Origin of the sequence: Curtobacterium sp. UCD-KPL2560, from assembly GCF_001705035.1 — a bacterium.
Taxonomy (GTDB): domain Bacteria; phylum Actinomycetota; class Actinomycetes; order Actinomycetales; family Microbacteriaceae; genus Curtobacterium.
Window position 1 is genome coordinate 1 of sequence record NZ_MCIG01000024.1, and the last position, 18,305, is coordinate 18,305.

Sequence of the window (18,305 nt, forward strand, 5' to 3'; positions counted from 1 at the left end):
CGCCGCGGGTCGCCCGCGGCGCCGCCCGCCCGCCGCACCGACTCCCTCGGAGCACCACGAGCGCCCCTCCGGTAGACGTGGTGCATGACTGACGAGCGACACGACGACGGCCAGGGTCCCGACGACGCACACGTGGTGCCGGAGGGGGTGTCCGAGGCGACCGTCGAGGCCCTCGGCACGCTGTCGGCAGCCGTCGAGGTGCTCGAGCACGCCCGCGGCCTGCTCTACGGGTTCCACCGCCTGACCGGGACGGCGGACCTCAACCTGGGCGACGCCGTCGAGCAGCTCCGGAAGGCCGGGCACACCGAGCTGGCCGAGCGGATCGACACCGAGCTGGTGGGGCGGAACGTGATCGACGGGCGCTGGACGTTCCAGATCGTCGAGGACTACGACGACAACTACTACGCCCTCGCCAAGGAGCTCGAGAAGACCGCTCGCGACGAGCTCGTCGGCGGGAAGCGCCACCTGTACGAGGCGAGCATGAAGGAGGACCGGCGCACCGACGGCCGACGCCGCCACGAGGCCAAGCCGGCCGACCTGCGCGACTGAACCCGCGCCTCCAGACCGCCCCGGCGGGAACCGCACCGTCCCACCGGACGCAGAACGGGCGGTCCCCCGCAGCGACACAGCGCTGCGGGGGACCGCCCGTCCGGTAGCCGGCGGGGTCCGAGCCTCAGCCCACCCCGAGCAGCGCCTCGAGCGGCCCCCGCGCGAAGTACAGCAGGAAGCCCGCGGCGACCACGTACAGCAGCCACGAGACCTCGCGGCCGCGGCCGGACAGCAGCTTGATGAGCACCCAGCTGATGAAGCCGGCACCGATGCCGTTCGCGATCGAGTACGTCAGCGGCATCACGACGATCGTCAGGAACGCCGGCAGCGCAGCACCGAAGTCCGTCCACTCGATGTCCTTGACCTGCGCCACCATGAGCGCGCCGACGACGACGAGCCCGGCGGCCGCGACCTCGAGCGGGACGACCTGGGTCAGCGGCGTGAGGAACATCGACGCCAGGAACAGCAGGCCCGTGACGACCGAGGCCATGCCGGTGCGGGCGCCCTCGCCGATGCCCGATGCGGAGTCGATGAACACCGTGTTCGAGGACACCGAGGCACCACCACCGGCGACCGCGCCGACGCCCTCGACGACGAGCGCCGACTTCAGGCGGGGGAAGGTGCCGTCCGGGTGCGCGACGCCGGCGGCCTTCGCCAGGCCGGTCATCGTGCCCATGGCGTCGAAGAAGTTCGTGAAGACGAGCGTGAAGACGAGCATCGACGCGGCGACCGGGCCGATGCGGGTGAAGGCGCCGAAGACGTCCGCGTGGCCGACGAGCGACAGGTCGGGCAGGGCGAACAGCGCGTTCGGCAGGCCTGGGGCGTTGAGGTTCCAGCCGGTCGGCGAGCTCACCGAGGTCGGCACCTGGAAGATCGCCTGCAGGATGATCGCGACGATCGTGGTGCCGACGATGCCGATGAGCAGCGCCCCCTTGACCTTGCGGGCCATGAGCGTGCCGATGACGACCAGGCCGATCAGGAACACGATGGTCGGCAGCGCGGCGACGGAGCCGTCCTCACCGAGCTGGAGCGGCGGCGACGCGTTCTTCGTGGTGCGCACGAAGCCGGAGTCGACGAGTCCGATGAACGCGATGAACAGGCCGATGCCGACGGTGATCGCGGCCTTGAGCTGCGCGGGCACGGCCGTGAAGATCATCGTCCGGATGCCGGTCAACGCCAGGATGACGATCACGACGCCGTTGATGACGACGAGGCCCATCGCCTCGGCCCACGTCACCTGGTGAACGACGCTCACGGCGAGGAACGAGTTGATCCCGAGCCCCGCGGCGATGCCGAACGGCAGGTTCGCGACGAGGCCCATGGCGATCGTCATGACACCGGCGACGAGGCCGGTGGCAGCGGCGACCTGCGCGTTCTGCAGCCAGCCGCCGAGGACGTCCTGCGGCGCCTGGTCCTGGCTGAACCCACCGAGGATGAGCGGGTTGAGGATGACGATGTACGCCATCGTCACGAAGGAGACGAGGCCACCACGGACCTCGCGGGGGATGCTCGACCCGCGCTGCGTGATCGAGAAGTAGCGGTCGAGGCCGGATGCGAAGCGGTTCCGGGGCGGGGTGTCGGTCTGCTGGGCGCTCACCGGGAGAGTTTACAGAACCCTGGGAGCGCGGCGCGTCGCGCTGGTCGGTGGTCACCACGACCGGCTGGGAGGCGCGGCTCGCCTCGACGGGGTACGGCACCTCGGGTGCCGGGTCGCGTTCTGCGGCCAGGCACGGTGTTGGATGAACGGGTGAACGAACGTCTGGACCGCGCGCGCATCGAAGCCGCCGTGCGTGAGCTCCTCCTCGCCGTCGGTGACGACCCCGACCGCCCCGAGCTCGAGCGGACGCCGGCCCGCGTCGCCGACTCCTACGCCGAGTTCTTCGCCGGCATCGGGGTGGACGCCACCGCGATCGCCCGCTCCGGCGCCGTGCACTCCGAGGACGGCGAGCGCGGTCGGCTCGTGGTCGTCCGGGAGGTGCGGTTCCGCTCGATGTGCGAGCACCACCTGCTGCCCTTCATCGGGGTCGCGCACCTGGCGTACGCGCCGGGTGAGCAGCTCATCGGCCTCGGGACGCTGTCCCGGGTGCTCGACACCGTCGCCTCGCGTCCGCAGCTGCAGGAGCGCCTCGGCGAGCAGGTCGCGGCCGCCGTCGCCGAGGGCCTCGACGCCGAGGGGGTGCTCGTCGTGCTCGACGCCCGGCACCAGTGCGTCACGGCGCGTGGCGAACGGCAGTCGGGCTCGTCGACCGTGACCGTCGCGGCGACCGGCAGCCTGGCCGACGCCGCGGGACGTGCCGAGGCGATCGCACTGATCGGTGCCGGAGCCGGCGCCGGGACCGACCACGAGGCGGACGCATGACGCACGAGCAGCCGACCACGGGCCTCCGTCCCGGGTCCACCGCACCCGGCTGGGTGGTGCCCGACCTGCGCGGCCCGGTCCGGACCATCGGCCGGCGCACCTTCGACTTCGACCACCGCGTCGCCGTGATGGCCATCGTGAACCGCACCCCGGACTCGTTCCACGACAAGGGTGCGACCTTCGCGCTCGACCGGGCCGTCGAGGCCGCCGTGCGCGCCGCCGAGCAGGGCGCGGACTGGGTCGACATCGGCGGCGTGAAGTTCGCCCCCGGCCCCGAGCTCTCCGCCGAGGACGAGATCGACCGCGTGCTGCCCGTCGTGTCCCAGCTCGCACAGCAGTCCGACGTCGTGATCTCGGTCGACACCTTCCGCCCCGAGGTCGCCGCCGCGACGATCGCAGCGGGCGCCAGCGTCGTCAACGACACGACCGGCCTGTCCGACCCCCGGATGGCGGCCGTCGTCGCGGACTCCGACGCGACGATCGTCATCACGCACTCGACCGCCCCACCGCGGCAGCAGCTGCCGGAGCCGCCGCGCTACGCCGACATCGGCCGCGAGGTCGTCGACTTCCTGCGCGAGCGGGTCGACCGGGCGCTCGCCGCGGGCATCCCCGAGTCGCGGATCATCGTCGACCCGGGGCACGACCTCAACAAGAACACGGTGCACACGCTCGAGCTGACCCGACGTCTGCCCGAGGTCGTCGCGCTCGGCTACCCGGTGCTCGCGGCGGTGTCGAACAAGGACTTCGTGGGGGAGTCGCTCGGGCGTCCCCGCGGCGAGCGGTTGTCCGGGTCCCTGGCCGCCGCGACCGTGAGCGCGATGCTCGGTGCGCGGATCGTCCGGATGCACGACGTCGTCGAGAGCGTCGACGCCATGCGCATGGTCGAGGCGGTCCTCGGCTGGCGCGAACCCGTGGAAGCGAGGCACAACACGTGAGCGACCTGCCCCCCGCCCTGCCGGCGTCGATCGCCGACCTGTCGGACGACGAGCTGCTCGCCCGCTACACCGCCGACGTGCCGGACGGGCCCTGGCTGCGGGTGAACTTCGTGGCCACGCTCGACGGATCGGCGTCCGCCTCGGGCCGCACGGCCGCGCTCGGCGGCGACGACGACCTGCGCGTGTTCGACCTGCTCCGCCGGGTGGCCGACGTGGTGCTCGTCGCCGCCGGGACCGTGCGCGACGAGGAGTACGGCCCGATGGTGCTGCACGACGCCGACGTCGCGTGGCGCCGGGCCCACGGGATGCCCGACCACCCGGTGTTCGCGATCGTGACGAACTCGGGGTCGGTGGACGCGTCCTCGCGGGTGTTCACCGAGGCGCCCGTGCGGCCGCTCGTGCTGACGTCCGGGATCGGCGCCGCGTCGTCCTCCGGGCGTGCGCTGGCCGACGTGGCGGACGTCGTGGAGTGCGGCGACACGGCCGTCGACGTGGGTGCGCTGCGTGCCGCCCTCGCGGAGCGGGGGCTCGACCGGGTCCACTGCGAGGGCGGGCCGTCGTTCCTCGGGGCGCTCGTCGCGGCGGACGCGGTGGACGAGCTGACGCTGACGATCGACCCGTCGCTCGAGGGCGGCGCGGGACCGCGGATCGCGACCGGCTCGTCACCCGAGCTGCGGCGGATGCGTCCGGCGCACGTGCTGCTCGGCGACGGCGGGGTGCTGCTGACGCGGTGGGTGCGGGCGCGCTAGTCGGCTGCTCGCCCGCTGGCCTGACCGCCGGGCGCGGCGACTCTGCCGACCGCGGTGTCGACCCGGCTAGGGTCGGTCGTGTGATCGACGTCGTGGTGTCCGGGGTCCTGTTCGACATGGACGGGACGCTCGTCGACTCGACCACCGTGGTCGAGGCGGCCTGGACCCGGTTCGGCGAGCGGCACGGCCTCGACCCGGTCGAGATCCTCGGGTTCTCCCACGGCCGCCAGACGATCGACACCGTCCAGCGCTTCCTGCCCGACCTGCCGCCGGCCCAGCAGCGGGCGATCGTCGACACGATGATCGCCGCGGAGATCGACTACACCGAGGGCATCGTCGAGGTCCCCGGGGCCGCAGGGTTCGTGCAGCGCCTGCTCGACGCCGGCGTGCCCGTGGCCCTCGTGACGAGTGCCCCGCGGGAGCTCGCCGTGAAGCGCATGGTCGCCGCCGGGGTTCCGGTGCCGGAGGCCCTCGTGCCGTCCGAGGACGCCGAGCGCAGCAAGCCGCACCCCGAGGGGTACCTCCGCGGGGCCGCCCTGCTCGGGGTGTCCGCCGAGCAGTGCCTGGCGTTCGAGGACGCCCCCGCCGGTGTCGAGGCCGCGCTGGCCTCCGGGGCCACGACCGTCGTCGTCGGCACCCTCACCGCCCCGGTCACCGAGGGACTGCCGCGCATCACGGGGTACGACGGGCTCACCGTCACGCCCGAGGGGGCCGGTTTCCGCGTCCGCGACTGAGCCTCATCGTGCTCGTCGAGACGCCTTCTCCGGGAAGGATTCGCCCGGGCCGTACTTCACCGAAGGGCCTCGTTTCTGCTCGCTCACCCGGACGAGGATCCGTTGGTCGACGAGGTCGCGCAGCACATCGCGAGCCGCGTACACATCCACGTCGAAGAGTCGCTGAACCGTGGCGTTGTTGACCGTTCCGTACTCGCGGACATGGTCCGTGACCTTCCGGGCACGGTCGGTGTCGGAGCGCGCCTGGTACGTGATCGCCGGGCCGAGGGCTGCTATCGAAGAACCTCGGAAGCGATAGGTCGGCTTCCGAGCGTTCTTGGTGCCAGCCGTTGGCTCGAGGAACCCTTCCTCGTCGTTGGCGATCCTCGTCAACAGGTTCTGAGCGGCTTCTTCGGGTCGCTGGACCACCGTCGCCAGCTTGGCGGCAGTGATGGTCTTGTTGGTCGTCAGGTACGAGACGAGAAGAAGGACGTCGGTGTCGTTCTGGTCGCGGTCGGGCAGCTCAGAGACGAACTTCGTGATCCGAGTGTTCGGCGGGCCTCCCGCGAGCTGGACGATCGTCTCAGGCCGCTCGCCCGTCCGGACGCCGACCGTGGGGGCCGACCTCCCGTTCCTGATCATCTCGCGGAACATGCGATCGACGCCCTGGCCCCACCGCTCTGCGAGCCCCAGCGAGCGGAGAGCATCCGCGAGGGCAGGGAACCGGGACTTCGGCGGATGGGTGAGGATGTTCTCGGGTGAGATCCCCGGAACGAGCGTTCCGGGCGACATGATCGTCAGGGCTTCGGGCGAGTGCTCCACTTGGATGGGCTGATGGTCGCGGTGATCCCCGTGCATGACGGCGTTGGTCAGCGCCTCGCGAACCGCAGTCAACGGGTAGTCCTCGATCTGGACCTGTTGGCCGGACCGGAGGTTCACCGGGGTCGTACCGATCCTGGCCTCGAGCAGGGCGACGAGCTCAGCGTAAGCAGTCAGCAACGGGCCGTTCCAACGGCGGCCGAGGTCTGTTTCGCCTCCTGCAGAGATGCGGTGCTGGTACGACAGGACCTCGCGACCGTCTCGGGGGGCACTCAGGAGGATCGCGCCAGCTCGGTTGAGGATGCCGGGGCTGTGGACGAGACCGAGAGCGGCGAGCAGGTCCTCGGTCCCAGATCCGGCCAGTGTGCTCAGTGCTGTGCTGGAGGAACGACGGACGTACGACCGGAGCAGGGACAGAGCATCTCCGTCGATGTCCGCGAGCGGTCGCAAGGAGGAAGCGGCGCTCCAGTCCCCACCACGTCTCTCGTCGTCGAGGCGGCTCACGTCGGCAGTGCTCATCGGCTCGCAGCGGTCCCCGACGCGCTTCGTCGGCATCTTCTGTCGGGAGGAGTAGACCTCGAGTCCCTCTCGAACCTCGATCACCAGCAACGTCACGCCGTGATGGGTCAGCGGCTGCACCGACACGTCGAGGGACGGGCGCGTCACGTCGTAGATCCGTCGACGGAGGTACGTGGGGTCGAGGTCGGTTCCGATGAACGCGGCGGGCCCCTTGACGTCGTCTGCGACTCCCAGGACGATCGTCCCTCCGGTCGCGTTCGCGAAGCATGCCGCAGCATCCGCCATGTCGTGCGCGGTGTCCTGCTTGGACTTCTGTTCGCGTTTGAAGTCGAGGGTCTCGTTCTCGAGCTCGTTCGCCGTGGCCTGCGCGTCGTGGATCTGAGCGAGCAGCGATTCGACGTGGACCATGGAGTTTGAGCATCCTTTGGGTCGATTGAGATTTTCTGAGCAGCCCCAAACTAGCCTCAAACTGGAACAGGCGACAGTGCATCACGGGGTACGACGGGCTCACCGTCACGCCCGAGGGGGCCGGTTTCCGCGTCCGCGGCTGAGCGTCGGCTCCGGACTGCGAACGCGTCCAGGGCGCGCCGACGACCGTGGAGCCCGCGGCCGGGACCACGGCCGCGAGCGTGGCCGGGGCGAGCCCGGCGCGCGGTAGCTGTCGGAACCCCCGGCAGGCGTGTGCGGCCGGGAGCTCGGCCGCGGAAGGAGCGACCATGGCATCCCTCGACGGCAAGAAGATCCTCGTCATCGCGACGAACTACGGCGTGGAGCAGGACGAGATCGTCGTCCCCACCGACCAGCTGCGCGAGCGCGGCGCGGACGTGACCGTCGCGGCGCAGGAGTCCGGCTCGATCGAGACCCTCGTCGGCGACAAGGACCCGGGGAAGTCGGTCTCCGTCGACACCACCATCGGGAGTGTCAGCGGCGCGGGCGACTACGACGCGCTGGTCGTCCCCGGCGGCACGATCAATGCCGACACCATCCGACAGGACGCCGACGCGGTCGCGCTCGTCAAGGCGTTCGCCGAGGCGGGCAAGCCCGTCGCCGCGATCTGCCACGGCCCGTGGACCCTCATCGAGGCCGGCGTCGTCTCGGGGAAGACGATCACCTCGTTCCCGTCGCTGCAGACCGACGTGCGGAACGCCGGCGCCGAGTGGGTGGACCGTGAGGTGCAGGTCGACGGCGGCCTCATCACCTCGCGCAACCCCGACGACCTGCCGGCGTTCGTCGACGCGATCGAGCAGGCCCTCACCGCCTGACCCGGCGCCGCGACCAGGCCCGCACCGCCTGACCCCGCGTCGCTGCCCGTCGCGGCCGGTCGTGCTCACCCGAGCGCGACCGGCCGCGCCGTCCGCAGCACCGCCGGGCCGAGCAGCAGCACGCCGTCCGACCCCGGGTCGCAGCGGACGCCCCCGTGTCCGCGCATCGCCCGGAACGCTCCCGGAGCCACCTCGTGGTCCATCCACGCGCACGGGTTCGCCGCACGGTACCCGCGGAACAGCACCGGGTCCTCGCCGGGGCTCTGCAGCGAGAACGGCTCCCCACGGAGTGCCTCGACGTCGGCGCCGCGGAGGAACACGTTCCGCCGGGTCGCCGCCGGGTCGACCGGGGCGCCGACCGCGCGGGCGACCTCCTCGAGGCCCTCGAGCCCGACGACCGTGACCGACGCGTGCACGTGCGCCCGCGCGGCGAAGTACCGGTCGCCCACGATGCCGAGGCCCGCGCGCAGCACCACCCGGTCCACCAGCTCCGGTCCGTCGGCGGGCAGCGCACCGTCCGCCGGGCGCCCCGCGTACCGGTGCCGGGGCGACACGAGCAGCTGTGCGACCTCGACGTCGGTCGTGCACGGCAGGTCGCCGGGGCCGGCCGCGTCGTCCACGTTCGTCACTCGCCCACGCTAGCCGCGCCTCCCGTCCGTCCCCCGGCGACCGCCCCAGGATGCGCGCCGACGGCCCGCGCCCACCCTCGCTGCCGTGTCCGATTCCCGCCAGAGGACGTCGGTGGCCCGTGTCAGGCTGACCGCATGAGCACCACGACGGACGCCACGCACGCCGAGCGGTACCGTGCCGTCGCCGCGCGCGACGCCCGCTTCGACGGTCAGTTCGTCACGGCCGTGCACTCGACCGGCATCTACTGCCGGCCGAGCTGCCCCGCCCGCACTCCGCGCGAGACCGGCGTCACGTTCTACCGCACGAGCGCCGCCGCGCACCTCGCCGGCTTCCGCGCCTGCAAGCGCTGCCTCCCCGAGGCGACCCCCGGCAGCCCGGAGTGGGACCTGCGCGAGGACGTCGCCGGCCGGGCCATGCGCCTGGTCCTCGACGGCGTCGTCGAACGGGAGGGCGTCCCGGGTCTCGCGGCACGCGTCGGCTACTCCGAACGGCAGCTCGGTCGGATCATGACCGCGGAGCTCGGCGCCGGACCGAAGGCGCTCAGCCGGGCGCACCGGGCGCAGACCGCGCGGACGCTCCTCACCTCGTCCGACCTCCCGGTCGCCGACGTCGCCTTCGCGGCCGGGTTCGCGAGCGTGCGGCAGTTCAACGACACCGTGCGCGAGGTCTTCGCCGTCACGCCGACCGCCCTGCGGGCCGGACGGGTCCTGCAGCCCGCGACGGACGGCTGGCTGCACGTGCACCTGCCCGCACGTGCGCCGTTCGACGTGCAGGGCCTGCTCGACTGGCACGCGCTGCACGCCCTGCCCGGGCTGGAGCAGGTGGACCGCGACGCCGCGGGGCGGGTCACCGCCTACGGACGGCTGGTGGCACTGCAGGGAGGCCCGGCCCGCTTCACCGCCTCCGCTGCGGTCCCCGACGGGGCCGGGTCGCGCGCGGGGCGCACCGGGGTCGCCCTCCGTGTGCGGCTCACCACCCTGTCCGACCTGCCGACGCTCGTGGCGCGGGTGCGGTCGCTGTTCGACCTCGACGCCGACCCGCTGGCCGTCGACGCGGTGCTCGCCACCCTCCCGGAGCTGGCCGCAGCCGTCGACCGGGTGCCCGGGATCCGACTGCCCGGGCACGTCGACGCGCACGAGGTGCTCTTCCGCACCCTGATCGGCCAGCAGGTGTCGGTCGCGGCCGCCCGGACGGCGCAGACCCGGCTCGTCGCGGCCCTCGGCGCCCCGGTCGCCGAGGAGATCCTGCCCGGCGGGCTGCTGTTCCCGGACGCCGCGACGATCGCCGCCCGCGGTCGCGAGGTCCTGCGCGGCCCCACGGCCCGCGTGGAGACGATCCTGCGGGTGGCTGCGGCGCTCGCCGAGGGGTCGCTCGTGGTCGACGCCGGGCAGTCCCTCGACGAGCTGCGGTCCGGGCTCCTCGCGGTGAAGGGCATCGGGCCGTGGACCGCCGACTACGTCGCGCTGCGGGTCCGCCACCACCCGGACGTCTTCCTCCACAGCGACCTCGCGGTGCGGAACGGTGCACAGGAACTCGGGCTGCCCGGTGCGACGCGCGAGCTGTCCCTACGGTCGGAGCAGGTGGCGCCGTGGCGGAGCTACCTGACGATGCACTGCTGGCGACCGATCGTCGACCGCGCGGGTGCCGCCGCCGAGCGGGCCGCGGCGACGGTCGCGGTGCCGACCGGTGCGACCACCACGACCACGACGACGACCCCGCAGGAGGACCCCCGATGAACGACGCGACCATCCAGACGCTGGACACCCCCGACGGCCCCTTCACCGTGCTCGAGGACGCCGACGGGCGCGTCCTCGCCTCCGGGTGGACCGACGACGCCGCGCGCATCGTCGGTCGGCTCGCCGAACGGCACCGTCCCGAGCGCATCACCGACGGCCGGGTCGCCGCTGCCGAGGCGGTCGACGCGTTCTACGCGGGCGAGGTCGAGCACGCGATGCAGGTGCCGGTGCGGCAGGCCGGCACCGAGCTGTTCACCGAGGGGTGGCGGCAGCTCCGGGCGATCCCGGCCGGCACCGTCCTGACCTACACCGAGCTCGCGGCGGCGATGGGCCGACCCGATGCGGTACGCGCCGCGGCCAGCGTCTGCGCGCGGAACGCCCCCGCGCTGTTCGTGCCGTGCCACCGGGTGCTGCGGTCGGACGGCAGCCTCGGCGGGTTCGCGTGGGGGCTCGACGTCAAGCGGTCGCTGCTCGAGCGGGAGTCCGTGGGGGTCGCGGCGCTGGTCTGACCGGGGCGGTGCGGGTGCGGACGGTGCGGTCGGTCTCCCCCTGGACGCGGGTGGTGACGGCACAGCGGGGGCCTGTCATGCTTCGGGGGCACCCGCACGGTCGTCCCGAAGACCCCCGCAGCAGCACCACCGAACGACCACGAGGACACCCTGCACGTCGACCGGCACCTCGACCGCACGGTCGTCTCCCGGGACGGGACGGTCCTCGCCGTCTCGGAGTCCGGTGCCGGACCGACACTGCTCGTCCTCGGCGGGGCGTGGGACCACCACGGGACCCCGGCCCTCGACGCACTCGTCGACACCCTCCGCCACCGCTACCGGGTCGTCACGGTCGACCGCCGCGGGCGCGGCGCGAGCGGCGACACCCTGCCGTGGTCGATCGAGCGCGAGGTCGAGGACGTCGCGGCGGTCGTCGCCTCGGTCGAGGGGCCGGTCGACGCGCTGGGGATGTGCGTCGGTGCCGGACTCCTCGTCCGTGCCCTCGCCGCCGGTGTCCCGATCCGACGTGCCGTGCTCTGGGAACCGCCGTACCGCGCGACCGTCGACCCGCACGCCGACGACGTCCTGTTCGCCGACGCCCTGGACGAGCACGTCGCCGCGGGCCGACGGGCGCAGGCGGTCCGCGCGTTCCTCGGCCAGGTGCTCGGCCTGCCGATGGGGCACGTCACCGCGCTGCGGCTGCGGTCCGGTCTGTGGCGGGCGCTCCTGACCGACGCGCACGTGCTCGCCCGGGACGTCCGGGTGCTCGGCGGCCTGGCCGTCCCCGAGCGGGTGGCCTCCTCGATCGGGGTCCCGGTCCTCGTCGCGGCGGGTGACGCGAGCCCCGACTGGATGCGCGCCGCGGCCGCCGCGCTCGCCGAGGCCGTGCCCGGGTCGCGGCACCTCGTCGTCCACGGGCAGGGCCACGTGCCGGACCCGGCGGTGCTCGCCGACCTGGTCGACCGGTTCGCCGGGGTGGGCGCAGCCGGCTGAGCCTGTGGGCGTCGGTCGTACTCGGCCGTCTGCCGTCTGCCGTCTGCCGTCTGCCGTCGGCCGCTGCCCGCGCCCGATCGCCTCTCGACTGCGAGAGGATGGGACCGTGACTGCTCCCCGCCTCGGCCTGCTGCTCGACGTCGACGGCCCCCTCGCCAGCCCCGTGACCCGGACCATCGCGATCGAGTCGATCGTCGCGGACCTCGTCGCGCTCGCCGCCGAGGGCGTCCCGATCGTCTTCAACACCGGTCGGAGCGACGCCTTCATCCGGCAGGAGGTCGTCGCACCGCTGCTCGCCGGGGGCCTCGCCGCCGGCGGCCGAGTCCACGCCGTGTGCGAGAAGGGCGCCGTCTGGTGCTCGATCGGCCCGCAGTACGAGGGCGGCACGGGCGAGCTGACCGTCGCCGAGGACCTCGCCCTCCCGCGGGACTTCGCCGACGAGATGCGCGAGCTGGTCCGCGACGAGTACGCCGACCTGGTGTTCTTCGACGAGACGAAGCGCGCGATGGTGTCGATCGAGCAGCGCGTCGAGGTGCCGAACGCGACGTACCTCGCCCGCCAGGCCGAGTTCGACGCGAAGGCGATGGCCGCCCTCGAGCGCCGGGGCCTCGGTGTCCGACGGCTCGACGACGTGCGGCCCGACGCGACCGGTGCCGTGCAGTGGCGCGTGGACCCGACGATCATCTCGACCGACGTGGAGTCCGACCGTTCCGGCAAGGACATGGGCGCCGAGCGCTCCCTCGAGCTGCTGGCCGAGGACGGCGAGCTCCCCGTGACCTGGCGGACGATGGGCGACTCCCGCAGCGACTACGCGATGGCGGACTGGCTGCACGCGAACGGCCACGACGTCGCGCACGTCGACGTCCGTCCCGCCGACGGGGTCCCGGAGACGCCGTACCCGGTGCTCACCGCGCCCGACGGGGTCATCCACGACGAGGCCGGCGCCCGCTTCCTCGCCGAGTGGCGCCGCGGCGCCTGAACCGCACGGCCCGCAGCCCGTAGCCGACAGCCGACAGCCGACAGGCCACGGTCGCGGCCCCGGGCGCGGACCGCAGCCCCGCGGGCGGACCGCAGCCCGCGGCGGTGGACCGCCCCGACGGCGGACCGCAGCCCGCCCGCCGAGCCGCACCGCGCCTCCCGTCCGCTGTCCGCCCCGGTACATCACCGTTTGCGTGACGGCCTGGTACACCAGTACCCTCACGGGGTCCACCGCCAGCCGATGACGGGAACCCCCATGGCATCACCGCTCCGCATCAAGTCGATCGAGGCCTCCCTCGCCGACTCCGAGGAGAAGGGTCGCTCGCTCAAGCGGTCCCTCAAGACGTTCGACATCGCCGCGATGGGCATCGCGGTCGCCGTCGGTGCCGGCATCTTCTCGGTCGGCGCGAACGCCGCCGCGAACTTCGCCGGGCCGAGCGTCATCATCTCGTTCCTGCTCGCCGCCGTCACCTGCGGTCTCGCGATCATGTGCTACGCCGAGTTCGCGTCGACGATCCCGGTCGCCGGCTCCGCGTACACCTTCACGTACGCCACGATGGGCGAGCTGCTCGCGTGGATCGTCGGCTGGGACCTCATCCTCGAGACGCTCACCGCCAGCGCCGTGATCGCGAAGTACTGGGGCATCTACCTGAGCACCGCGTTCGGCGTGTTCGGCATCGACGTCCCGGACACCATCCAGCTCGGTCCGATCGGCTTCACCTGGGGCCCGGTCCTGATCGTCGGCGTGTTCACGTTCCTGCTCGCGTTCGGCACGCGGCTGTCGTCGCGGGTGTCCGCGGTGATCACGGTCATCAAGGTCGCGATCGTCGTCTTCGTGATCATCGCCGGCGCGTTCTTCGTCAAGGCGGCGAACTTCGCCCCGTTCGTCCCGCCGGCCGAGCCGACGAAGGGTGCCGAGGGCGGCGTCCTCACGCAGTCGCTCGTGTCCTTCGTGACCGGTGCCGCACCCGCGCAGTACGGCGTGTTCGGGCTGCTCGCCGCGGCGTCGCTCGTCTTCTTCGCGTTCATCGGGTTCGACGTCGTCGCGACGAGCGCCGAGGAGACCGAGAACCCGCAGAAGACCCTGCCGCGCGGCATCTTCATCGGCCTCGGCATCGTCACGCTGCTCTACATCGGCGTGAGCATCGTCATCACCGGCATGGTCTCGTACCAGCGGCTCGCGCAGGAGGACGCCCCCTCGCTCGCCTCGGCCTTCGACATCGTCGGGCTGCCGTGGGCCGCGGGCATCATCGCGATCGGCTCGCTCATCGGCCTGACCACGGTGGTCATGGTGCTGCTCCTCGGGCTCTCGCGCATCGTGTTCTCGATGAGCCGTGACGGTCTGCTCCCGCGCTGGTTCTCGAAGACGAACCCGAAGACGCAGACGCCCGTGCGCGTGCAGGTCGTCGCCGGTGTGATCGTCGCGTTCATCGCCGGGTTCACCGCGGTCGAGCGCCTCGAGGGCATGATCAACATCGGCACGCTGTCGGCCTTCGTGCTCGTGTCGATCGGCATCGTCGTGCTGCGCAAGACCCGGCCGGACGCACCCCGCGCCTTCCGGGTGCCGTGGGTGCCGGTGCTGCCGATCCTCTCGGCGGTGCTGTGCTTCTGGCTCATGCTCAACCTCGAGGTCGAGACGTGGCTGCGCTTCATCGTGTGGCTGGTCATCGGCTTCGCGATCTACTTCGGGTACAGCCGCCGGAACAGCCGGGTGGGCAAGGGCCTGCAGTAGGGGGCGGCCGGGGCGGCCGCGTTCGCCCGGCCTGCCGCGCTCGCCGGGGCGGCCGCGTTCGCCCGGCCTGCCGCGCTCGCGCACAACGGGGAGCACCTCGCACCACGGATCGCCGTGGTGCGAGGTGCTTTCTGTTGTGCGGCAGCACGTCGCGCCACAGCATCGCGCCGCCCTCGGCAGGCCGCTGGGGCTACGCGCCGACGGCCAGGAGCGCGCCGAACGACAGCATCACCACGGCGACGAGGCCGTCGAACACGCGCCACGTCAGCGGACGCGCGAACAGCGGCCGGAGCAGTCGCCCGCCGAACCCGAGGGCGCCGAACCACACGCAGCTCGCGGCGACCGCCCCGACGGTCCACCACCAGCGGTCGTCGACGCCCTGCTGGTTCGCGACGGAGCCGAGGAACACGAGCGTGTCCAGGTACACGTGCGGGTTCGCCCACGTGAACACGAGCATGGTCAGGACGGCGGTCCGCATCGTCGGCACGGCCGTGCGCGTGGTCGCCACGGTCCGGCCGGGAGGCGCGACCTGCGTCCGCCCCGACGGTGCGGTCCCGGTGGTGGTCGCCGCCACCCCTGCGCGCGCCACCGCGGTCTGGCCCGCGGCCGGCTCGGCCCGCACCGCGGCCGGCTCGCCCCGCGCCGCGTCGTGCGCGGCCCGGTCGGCCCGCATCGCGTCGGGCGCGGCCAGGTCAGCCCGCTCCGCGTCGTCCGTGGTCGGGAGATCAGGCGTCCCGTCGTCCGCGACGGGGTCGACCCGCATCGCGTCGCCCGAGGGCCGGAGCGCCCGCCGCGCCGCGAGCACGCCGTACGTGAGCAGGAACGCCGCCCCGAGGAACCGCACCACGACGAGCGCGACCGGGAACCGCTCCACCACGACCCCGACGCCCAGGACCCCCGCGACGATGAGCACGGCGTCCGAGAGTGCACACACCGCCACCGCCGCGACCACGACCCGGAGCGGCGTGCTCACCGCGAGCCGGAGCAGGTACGCGTTCTGCACGCCGATCGCCACGATGAGGGCGAGACCGGTGCCGAGGCCGGCGAGCAGGGGCAGGAGGATGTCCACGCCCTCGACGCTACGAGCGCGAATGAATGCAGTCCAGCTCACGCTCCTGCAGCACCGTAAGCTGCGCTGCATGCTCCGGCTGCACCGCGACCACCTCGAGACCCTGCTCGCCGCCGTCGACCACGGCACGCTCGACGCCGCGGCGCGTGCCCTGTCGATCACGCCGTCCGCGGTGTCGCAGCGCATCAAGGCGATGGAGCAGCAGCTCGGCCGGGTCCTGCTCCAGCGGACCACGCCGGTCGCACCGACCGCCGACGGCGAGGTCGTCCTCCGGCACGCACGGCAGGCCCGACTCCTCGACGACGAGACGGAGCGGGCGCTCGGCGGTGGTGGCACCGACACCGAGGGGGTCCCGTCGATCCCGCTCGCCGTGAACGCGGACACCCTCGCGACGTGGTTCCTCGACGCGCTCGCCCTGGTCCGGGCCGACACCGAGGTCGTGTTCGACCTGCACCGCGCCGACCAGGACCGGACGGCGGAGCTCCTCCGTGCCGGCACCGTCATGGCGGCGGTCACGGCCGAGGCGGACCCGGTGCAGGGCTGTTCCTCGGTCCCGCTCGGCGTCGACCGGTACCGGGCGGTGGCCTCCCCGGCGTTCGTCGCCCGCTACCTCGGGGGTGCGGACACCGAACGCCGCATGACGGCACGGCTCGACCGGGTGCCGCTCGTCGACTACGACCGCGACGACGACCTGCAGCAGGGGTACCTGCGACGGGTGCTCGGCCACGCGCCGCAGGGTCCGCGGCACTTCGTCCCGACCTCGGCGGACTTCGCGCGTGCGGTCGTGCTCGGCTTCGGCTGGGGGCTGCTGCCCGAGGCCCAGTGCACCGCGGGCCTGCGGGACGGCTCGCTCGTGGAGCTGACCCCCGGACGCCGCGCCGACGTCGCCCTGTGGTGGCAGCGGTGGAACCTGGCGTCGCCGCTGCTCGAGCGCGTGACGGACGCCGTGCGCTCGACGGCCCGCGAGCGCCTGCACAAGCCCGCCTGAGCGGTCGGCCCACCGCCACGCTCGACTGCGGCGCGGGTCCTGTTCCCCGGCCGGGTCGGCGCCGGACCGGCGCGAGCCGTCAGGCGGTCGCCCGCCAGCGCAGCCCGTCGACGAGCAGCCCGACGAGGTGCTGGCTCTGTTCGGTCGTGGGCGCTCCGTGGCACAGGTCTGCGACCGCACGGAGGAGCTGGGTGGCGTCGAGGTCGTTGCGGATGGACCCGGCGGCCGACGCGGCGTCGAGGAGCCCGGTCAGCGCGCCGCCGAGGCGATCGATGAAGTAGCGGTGCAGCCCCTCGAACGCCGGGTCGCCCGACTGCAGCGCGGCGGCGAGCCCCCGCTTCGTCGCGACGAACCCCGTGAACCGACGGAGCCACAGCGCGAGCGCCTCGTCCGGTGCGTGCTCCGCGCTGAGCGTCCCGGCGGCGTCCGCGCAGTCCTCGACGGCCTGCCGGAAGACCGCGACGACCAGGTCGGACCGCAACGGGAAGTGCCGGTAGAGCGTGCCCACCCCGACCCCGGCCCGGTCCGCGATCACCTTCGCCGGGGCGTCGACACCGTGTTCGGCGAAGACCTCGCGAGCGGCGTCGACGAGGGCGTCGAGATTGCGGCGGGCGTCGGCGCGCACGGGTCCTCCGATCGGGGGTTGCGTAAACGGAAAGCCGTTCCGTATGCTTCCGGAAGAGCGTTCCACTTCGGGCCACGATAGGGCACCGGAGCTCGGGACGCCACGGACAGGAGGCATCCCGTGCAGTACCGCACCCTCGGCAGGACCGGTGTCCAGGTGAGCCCGCTCGCCCTCGGGGCCATGATGCTCGGCACCGACGGCCGGATCGGCAACGGCGACGAACGGGACTCGATCCGCATCGTCCACCGTGCACTCGACGCCGGCATCAACCTCATCGACACCGCCGACCGCTACTCCCAGGGCGGATCCGAGGTCCTCCTCGGCAAGGCGCTCGCCGGCAGACGCGACGACGTGGTCCTCGCCACCAAGTTCAACGGCCCGATGGGCGACGACCCGAACCGTCGTGGCAACTCCCGTCGCTGGATCACCCGCGCGGTCGAGGACTCGCTCCGCCGCCTGCAGACCGACCACATCGACCTGTACCAGGCGCACCGGCCCGACGACACGGTCGACCTCGAGGAGACGCTGTCCGCCCTCACCGACCTCGTGCGGAGCGGCAAGGTCCGGATGATCGGCAGCTCGGACTTCCCGGCGTCGATGCAGGTCGAGGCGCAGTGGACCTCGGAACGTCGCGGCCTCGAGCGCTTCCGCACCGAACAGCCCACCTACTCGATCCTCAACCGCGGCATCGAGCGCGAGGTCCTGCCGGTCGCCCAGCGGTACGGCATGGGCACGCTCGTCTGGAGCCCGCTCGCGGGTGGGATGCTCACGGGCCGGTTCCGTCGTGGACAGGAGACCGACCTCGCTCGCGTCGGCATGTTCCGCCACGACCAGGACGAGCGGCGGATCGACGCGGTCGAGCAGGTCGTCGCACTCTCCGAGGACACCGGCATCCCGATGACCCACCTCGCCCTGGCGTTCGCGATCGCCCACCCGGGGGTGACCAGCGCCCTCATCGGACCGCGGTCGTCGGAACAGCTCGACGACCTGCTCGCCGCGGCCGACGTGGTCCTGTCCGACGAGGTGCTCGACCGCATCGACGCGATCGTCCCGCCCGGCACCGACGTCCGTCGGCTCGACCAGCAGTACGAGCCGCCGGCGCTCCTCCGGCCGGAACTGCGCCGCCGACCCCTCGGGGAGCGTCCCGCCGCCGTCTGACGC

Annotated in this window: 18 protein-coding genes; 13 read left to right on the forward strand and 5 right to left on the reverse strand. The window is 73.0% G+C overall.

Annotation, left to right across the window (positions count from 1 at the left end; translation table 11 throughout):
- Positions 1-84: 84 nt before the first annotated feature.
- On the forward strand, positions 85-549 hold the full coding sequence (locus tag BEP24_RS07755; RefSeq protein WP_065962042.1) for a hypothetical protein: 465 nt from the start codon (positions 85-87) through the stop codon (positions 547-549).
- Between the two features lie 124 nt (positions 550-673).
- Here BEP24_RS07755 and BEP24_RS07760 read toward each other — a convergent pair whose 3' ends face one another.
- Complete coding sequence (locus BEP24_RS07760; protein ID WP_065962043.1) at positions 674-2,146, reverse strand: NCS2 family permease; 1,473 nt, start codon at positions 2,144-2,146, stop codon at positions 674-676.
- 150 nt (positions 2,147-2,296) lie between these two features.
- Between BEP24_RS07760 and folE the strand changes: the two genes are divergently transcribed.
- The 4 genes from folE to BEP24_RS07780 all read left to right on the forward strand — a co-directional run bounded on the left by folE (position 2,297) and on the right by BEP24_RS07780 (position 5,326).
- Positions 2,297-2,908: a GTP cyclohydrolase I gene (gene folE / locus BEP24_RS07765; RefSeq protein WP_253181628.1), complete on the forward strand. Its 612-nt coding sequence runs from the start codon at positions 2,297-2,299 to the stop codon at positions 2,906-2,908.
- Positions 2,905-3,843: a dihydropteroate synthase gene (gene folP / locus BEP24_RS07770; protein ID WP_065962044.1), complete on the forward strand. Its 939-nt coding sequence runs from the start codon at positions 2,905-2,907 to the stop codon at positions 3,841-3,843. Before folE ends, folP begins: the two co-directional genes overlap by 4 nt.
- Complete coding sequence (locus BEP24_RS07775) at positions 3,840-4,592, forward strand: pyrimidine reductase family protein (RefSeq protein ID WP_065962047.1); 753 nt, start codon at positions 3,840-3,842, stop codon at positions 4,590-4,592. Before folP ends, BEP24_RS07775 begins: the two co-directional genes overlap by 4 nt.
- Positions 4,593-4,672: 80 nt before the next feature.
- Positions 4,673-5,326, forward strand: a complete 654-nt coding sequence (locus tag BEP24_RS07780; protein ID WP_083230201.1) for an HAD-IA family hydrolase — start codon at positions 4,673-4,675, stop codon at positions 5,324-5,326.
- 3 nt (positions 5,327-5,329) lie between these two features.
- Here BEP24_RS07780 and BEP24_RS07785 read toward each other — a convergent pair whose 3' ends face one another.
- On the reverse strand, positions 5,330-7,051 hold the full coding sequence (locus BEP24_RS07785) for an RNA-binding domain-containing protein (RefSeq protein WP_065962049.1): 1,722 nt from the start codon (positions 7,049-7,051) through the stop codon (positions 5,330-5,332).
- Positions 7,052-7,359: 308 nt separating this feature from the next.
- On the opposite strand from BEP24_RS07785, the gene BEP24_RS07790 reads away from it, so the two are divergent.
- A complete protein-coding gene (locus tag BEP24_RS07790) occupies positions 7,360-7,905 on the forward strand; it encodes a type 1 glutamine amidotransferase domain-containing protein (RefSeq protein ID WP_065962051.1) in 546 nt (181 codons plus the stop codon).
- A gap of 65 nt (positions 7,906-7,970) precedes the next feature.
- Here BEP24_RS07790 and BEP24_RS07795 read toward each other — a convergent pair whose 3' ends face one another.
- Positions 7,971-8,534, reverse strand: a complete 564-nt coding sequence (locus BEP24_RS07795; protein WP_253181629.1) for a molybdenum cofactor biosysynthesis protein — start codon at positions 8,532-8,534, stop codon at positions 7,971-7,973.
- A 135-nt stretch (positions 8,535-8,669) separates the two neighbouring features.
- Here BEP24_RS07795 and BEP24_RS07800 point away from each other — a divergent pair, with 135 nt between their 5' ends.
- The 5 genes from BEP24_RS07800 to BEP24_RS07820 all read left to right on the forward strand — a co-directional run bounded on the left by BEP24_RS07800 (position 8,670) and on the right by BEP24_RS07820 (position 14,462).
- On the forward strand, positions 8,670-10,271 hold the full coding sequence (locus BEP24_RS07800) for an Ada metal-binding domain-containing protein (protein ID WP_065962052.1): 1,602 nt from the start codon (positions 8,670-8,672) through the stop codon (positions 10,269-10,271).
- A complete protein-coding gene (locus tag BEP24_RS07805) occupies positions 10,268-10,780 on the forward strand; it encodes a methylated-DNA--[protein]-cysteine S-methyltransferase (protein ID WP_065962054.1) in 513 nt (170 codons plus the stop codon). The genes BEP24_RS07800 and BEP24_RS07805 overlap by 4 nt, the downstream gene beginning before the upstream one ends.
- Positions 10,781-11,227: 447 nt before the next feature.
- The gene (locus BEP24_RS17510) at positions 11,228-11,752 is read left to right on the forward strand and encodes a hypothetical protein (protein WP_083230203.1); all 525 of its coding nucleotides are present in this window, start codon (positions 11,228-11,230) and stop codon (positions 11,750-11,752) included.
- A gap of 106 nt (positions 11,753-11,858) precedes the next feature.
- On the forward strand, positions 11,859-12,731 hold the full coding sequence (locus BEP24_RS07815) for a hypothetical protein (protein WP_141693392.1): 873 nt from the start codon (positions 11,859-11,861) through the stop codon (positions 12,729-12,731).
- A gap of 255 nt (positions 12,732-12,986) precedes the next feature.
- A complete protein-coding gene (locus BEP24_RS07820; RefSeq protein WP_065962057.1) occupies positions 12,987-14,462 on the forward strand; it encodes an amino acid permease in 1,476 nt (491 codons plus the stop codon).
- Positions 14,463-14,652: 190 nt separating this feature from the next.
- Here the strand turns inward: BEP24_RS07820 and BEP24_RS07825 are convergent, their stop codons facing one another.
- Positions 14,653-15,531 (reverse strand): LysE family transporter, encoded by an 879-nt coding sequence (locus BEP24_RS07825; protein ID WP_253181630.1) that lies wholly within the window; start codon positions 15,529-15,531, stop codon positions 14,653-14,655.
- A gap of 22 nt (positions 15,532-15,553) precedes the next feature.
- Between BEP24_RS07825 and BEP24_RS07830 the strand changes: the two genes are divergently transcribed.
- On the forward strand, positions 15,554-16,519 hold the full coding sequence (locus tag BEP24_RS07830; protein ID WP_366556883.1) for a LysR family transcriptional regulator ArgP: 966 nt from the start codon (positions 15,554-15,556) through the stop codon (positions 16,517-16,519).
- A 79-nt stretch (positions 16,520-16,598) separates the two neighbouring features.
- On the opposite strand, the gene BEP24_RS07835 is transcribed toward BEP24_RS07830, so the two are convergent.
- Positions 16,599-17,144, reverse strand: a complete 546-nt coding sequence (locus BEP24_RS07835) for a TetR/AcrR family transcriptional regulator (RefSeq protein ID WP_065962062.1) — start codon at positions 17,142-17,144, stop codon at positions 16,599-16,601.
- Between the two features lie 120 nt (positions 17,145-17,264).
- Between BEP24_RS07835 and BEP24_RS07840 the strand changes: the two genes are divergently transcribed.
- The gene (locus BEP24_RS07840) at positions 17,265-18,302 is read left to right on the forward strand and encodes an aldo/keto reductase (RefSeq protein WP_065962063.1); all 1,038 of its coding nucleotides are present in this window, start codon (positions 17,265-17,267) and stop codon (positions 18,300-18,302) included.
- The last annotated feature ends 3 nt before the right edge of the window (positions 18,303-18,305 follow it).

Bases quoted from the DNA above. Each gene is read 5' to 3' on its own strand.
- BEP24_RS07755 (WP_065962042.1), top strand. From the start codon at position 85: ATGACTGACGAGCGACACGACGACGGCCAGGGTCCCGACGACGCACAC.
- folP (WP_065962044.1), top strand. From the start codon at position 2,905: ATGACGCACGAGCAGCCGACCACGGGCCTCCGTCCCGGGTCCACCGCA.
- BEP24_RS07785 (WP_065962049.1), bottom strand. From the start codon at position 7,051: ATGGTCCACGTCGAATCGCTGCTCGCTCAGATCCACGACGCGCAGGCC.
- BEP24_RS07790 (WP_065962051.1), top strand. From the start codon at position 7,360: ATGGCATCCCTCGACGGCAAGAAGATCCTCGTCATCGCGACGAACTAC.
- BEP24_RS07800 (WP_065962052.1), top strand. From the start codon at position 8,670: ATGAGCACCACGACGGACGCCACGCACGCCGAGCGGTACCGTGCCGTC.
- BEP24_RS07805 (WP_065962054.1), top strand. From the start codon at position 10,268: ATGAACGACGCGACCATCCAGACGCTGGACACCCCCGACGGCCCCTTC.
- BEP24_RS17510 (WP_083230203.1), top strand. From the start codon at position 11,228: ATGTGCGTCGGTGCCGGACTCCTCGTCCGTGCCCTCGCCGCCGGTGTC.
- BEP24_RS07820 (WP_065962057.1), top strand. From the start codon at position 12,987: ATGGCATCACCGCTCCGCATCAAGTCGATCGAGGCCTCCCTCGCCGAC.
- BEP24_RS07830 (WP_366556883.1), top strand. From the start codon at position 15,554: ATGAATGCAGTCCAGCTCACGCTCCTGCAGCACCGTAAGCTGCGCTGC.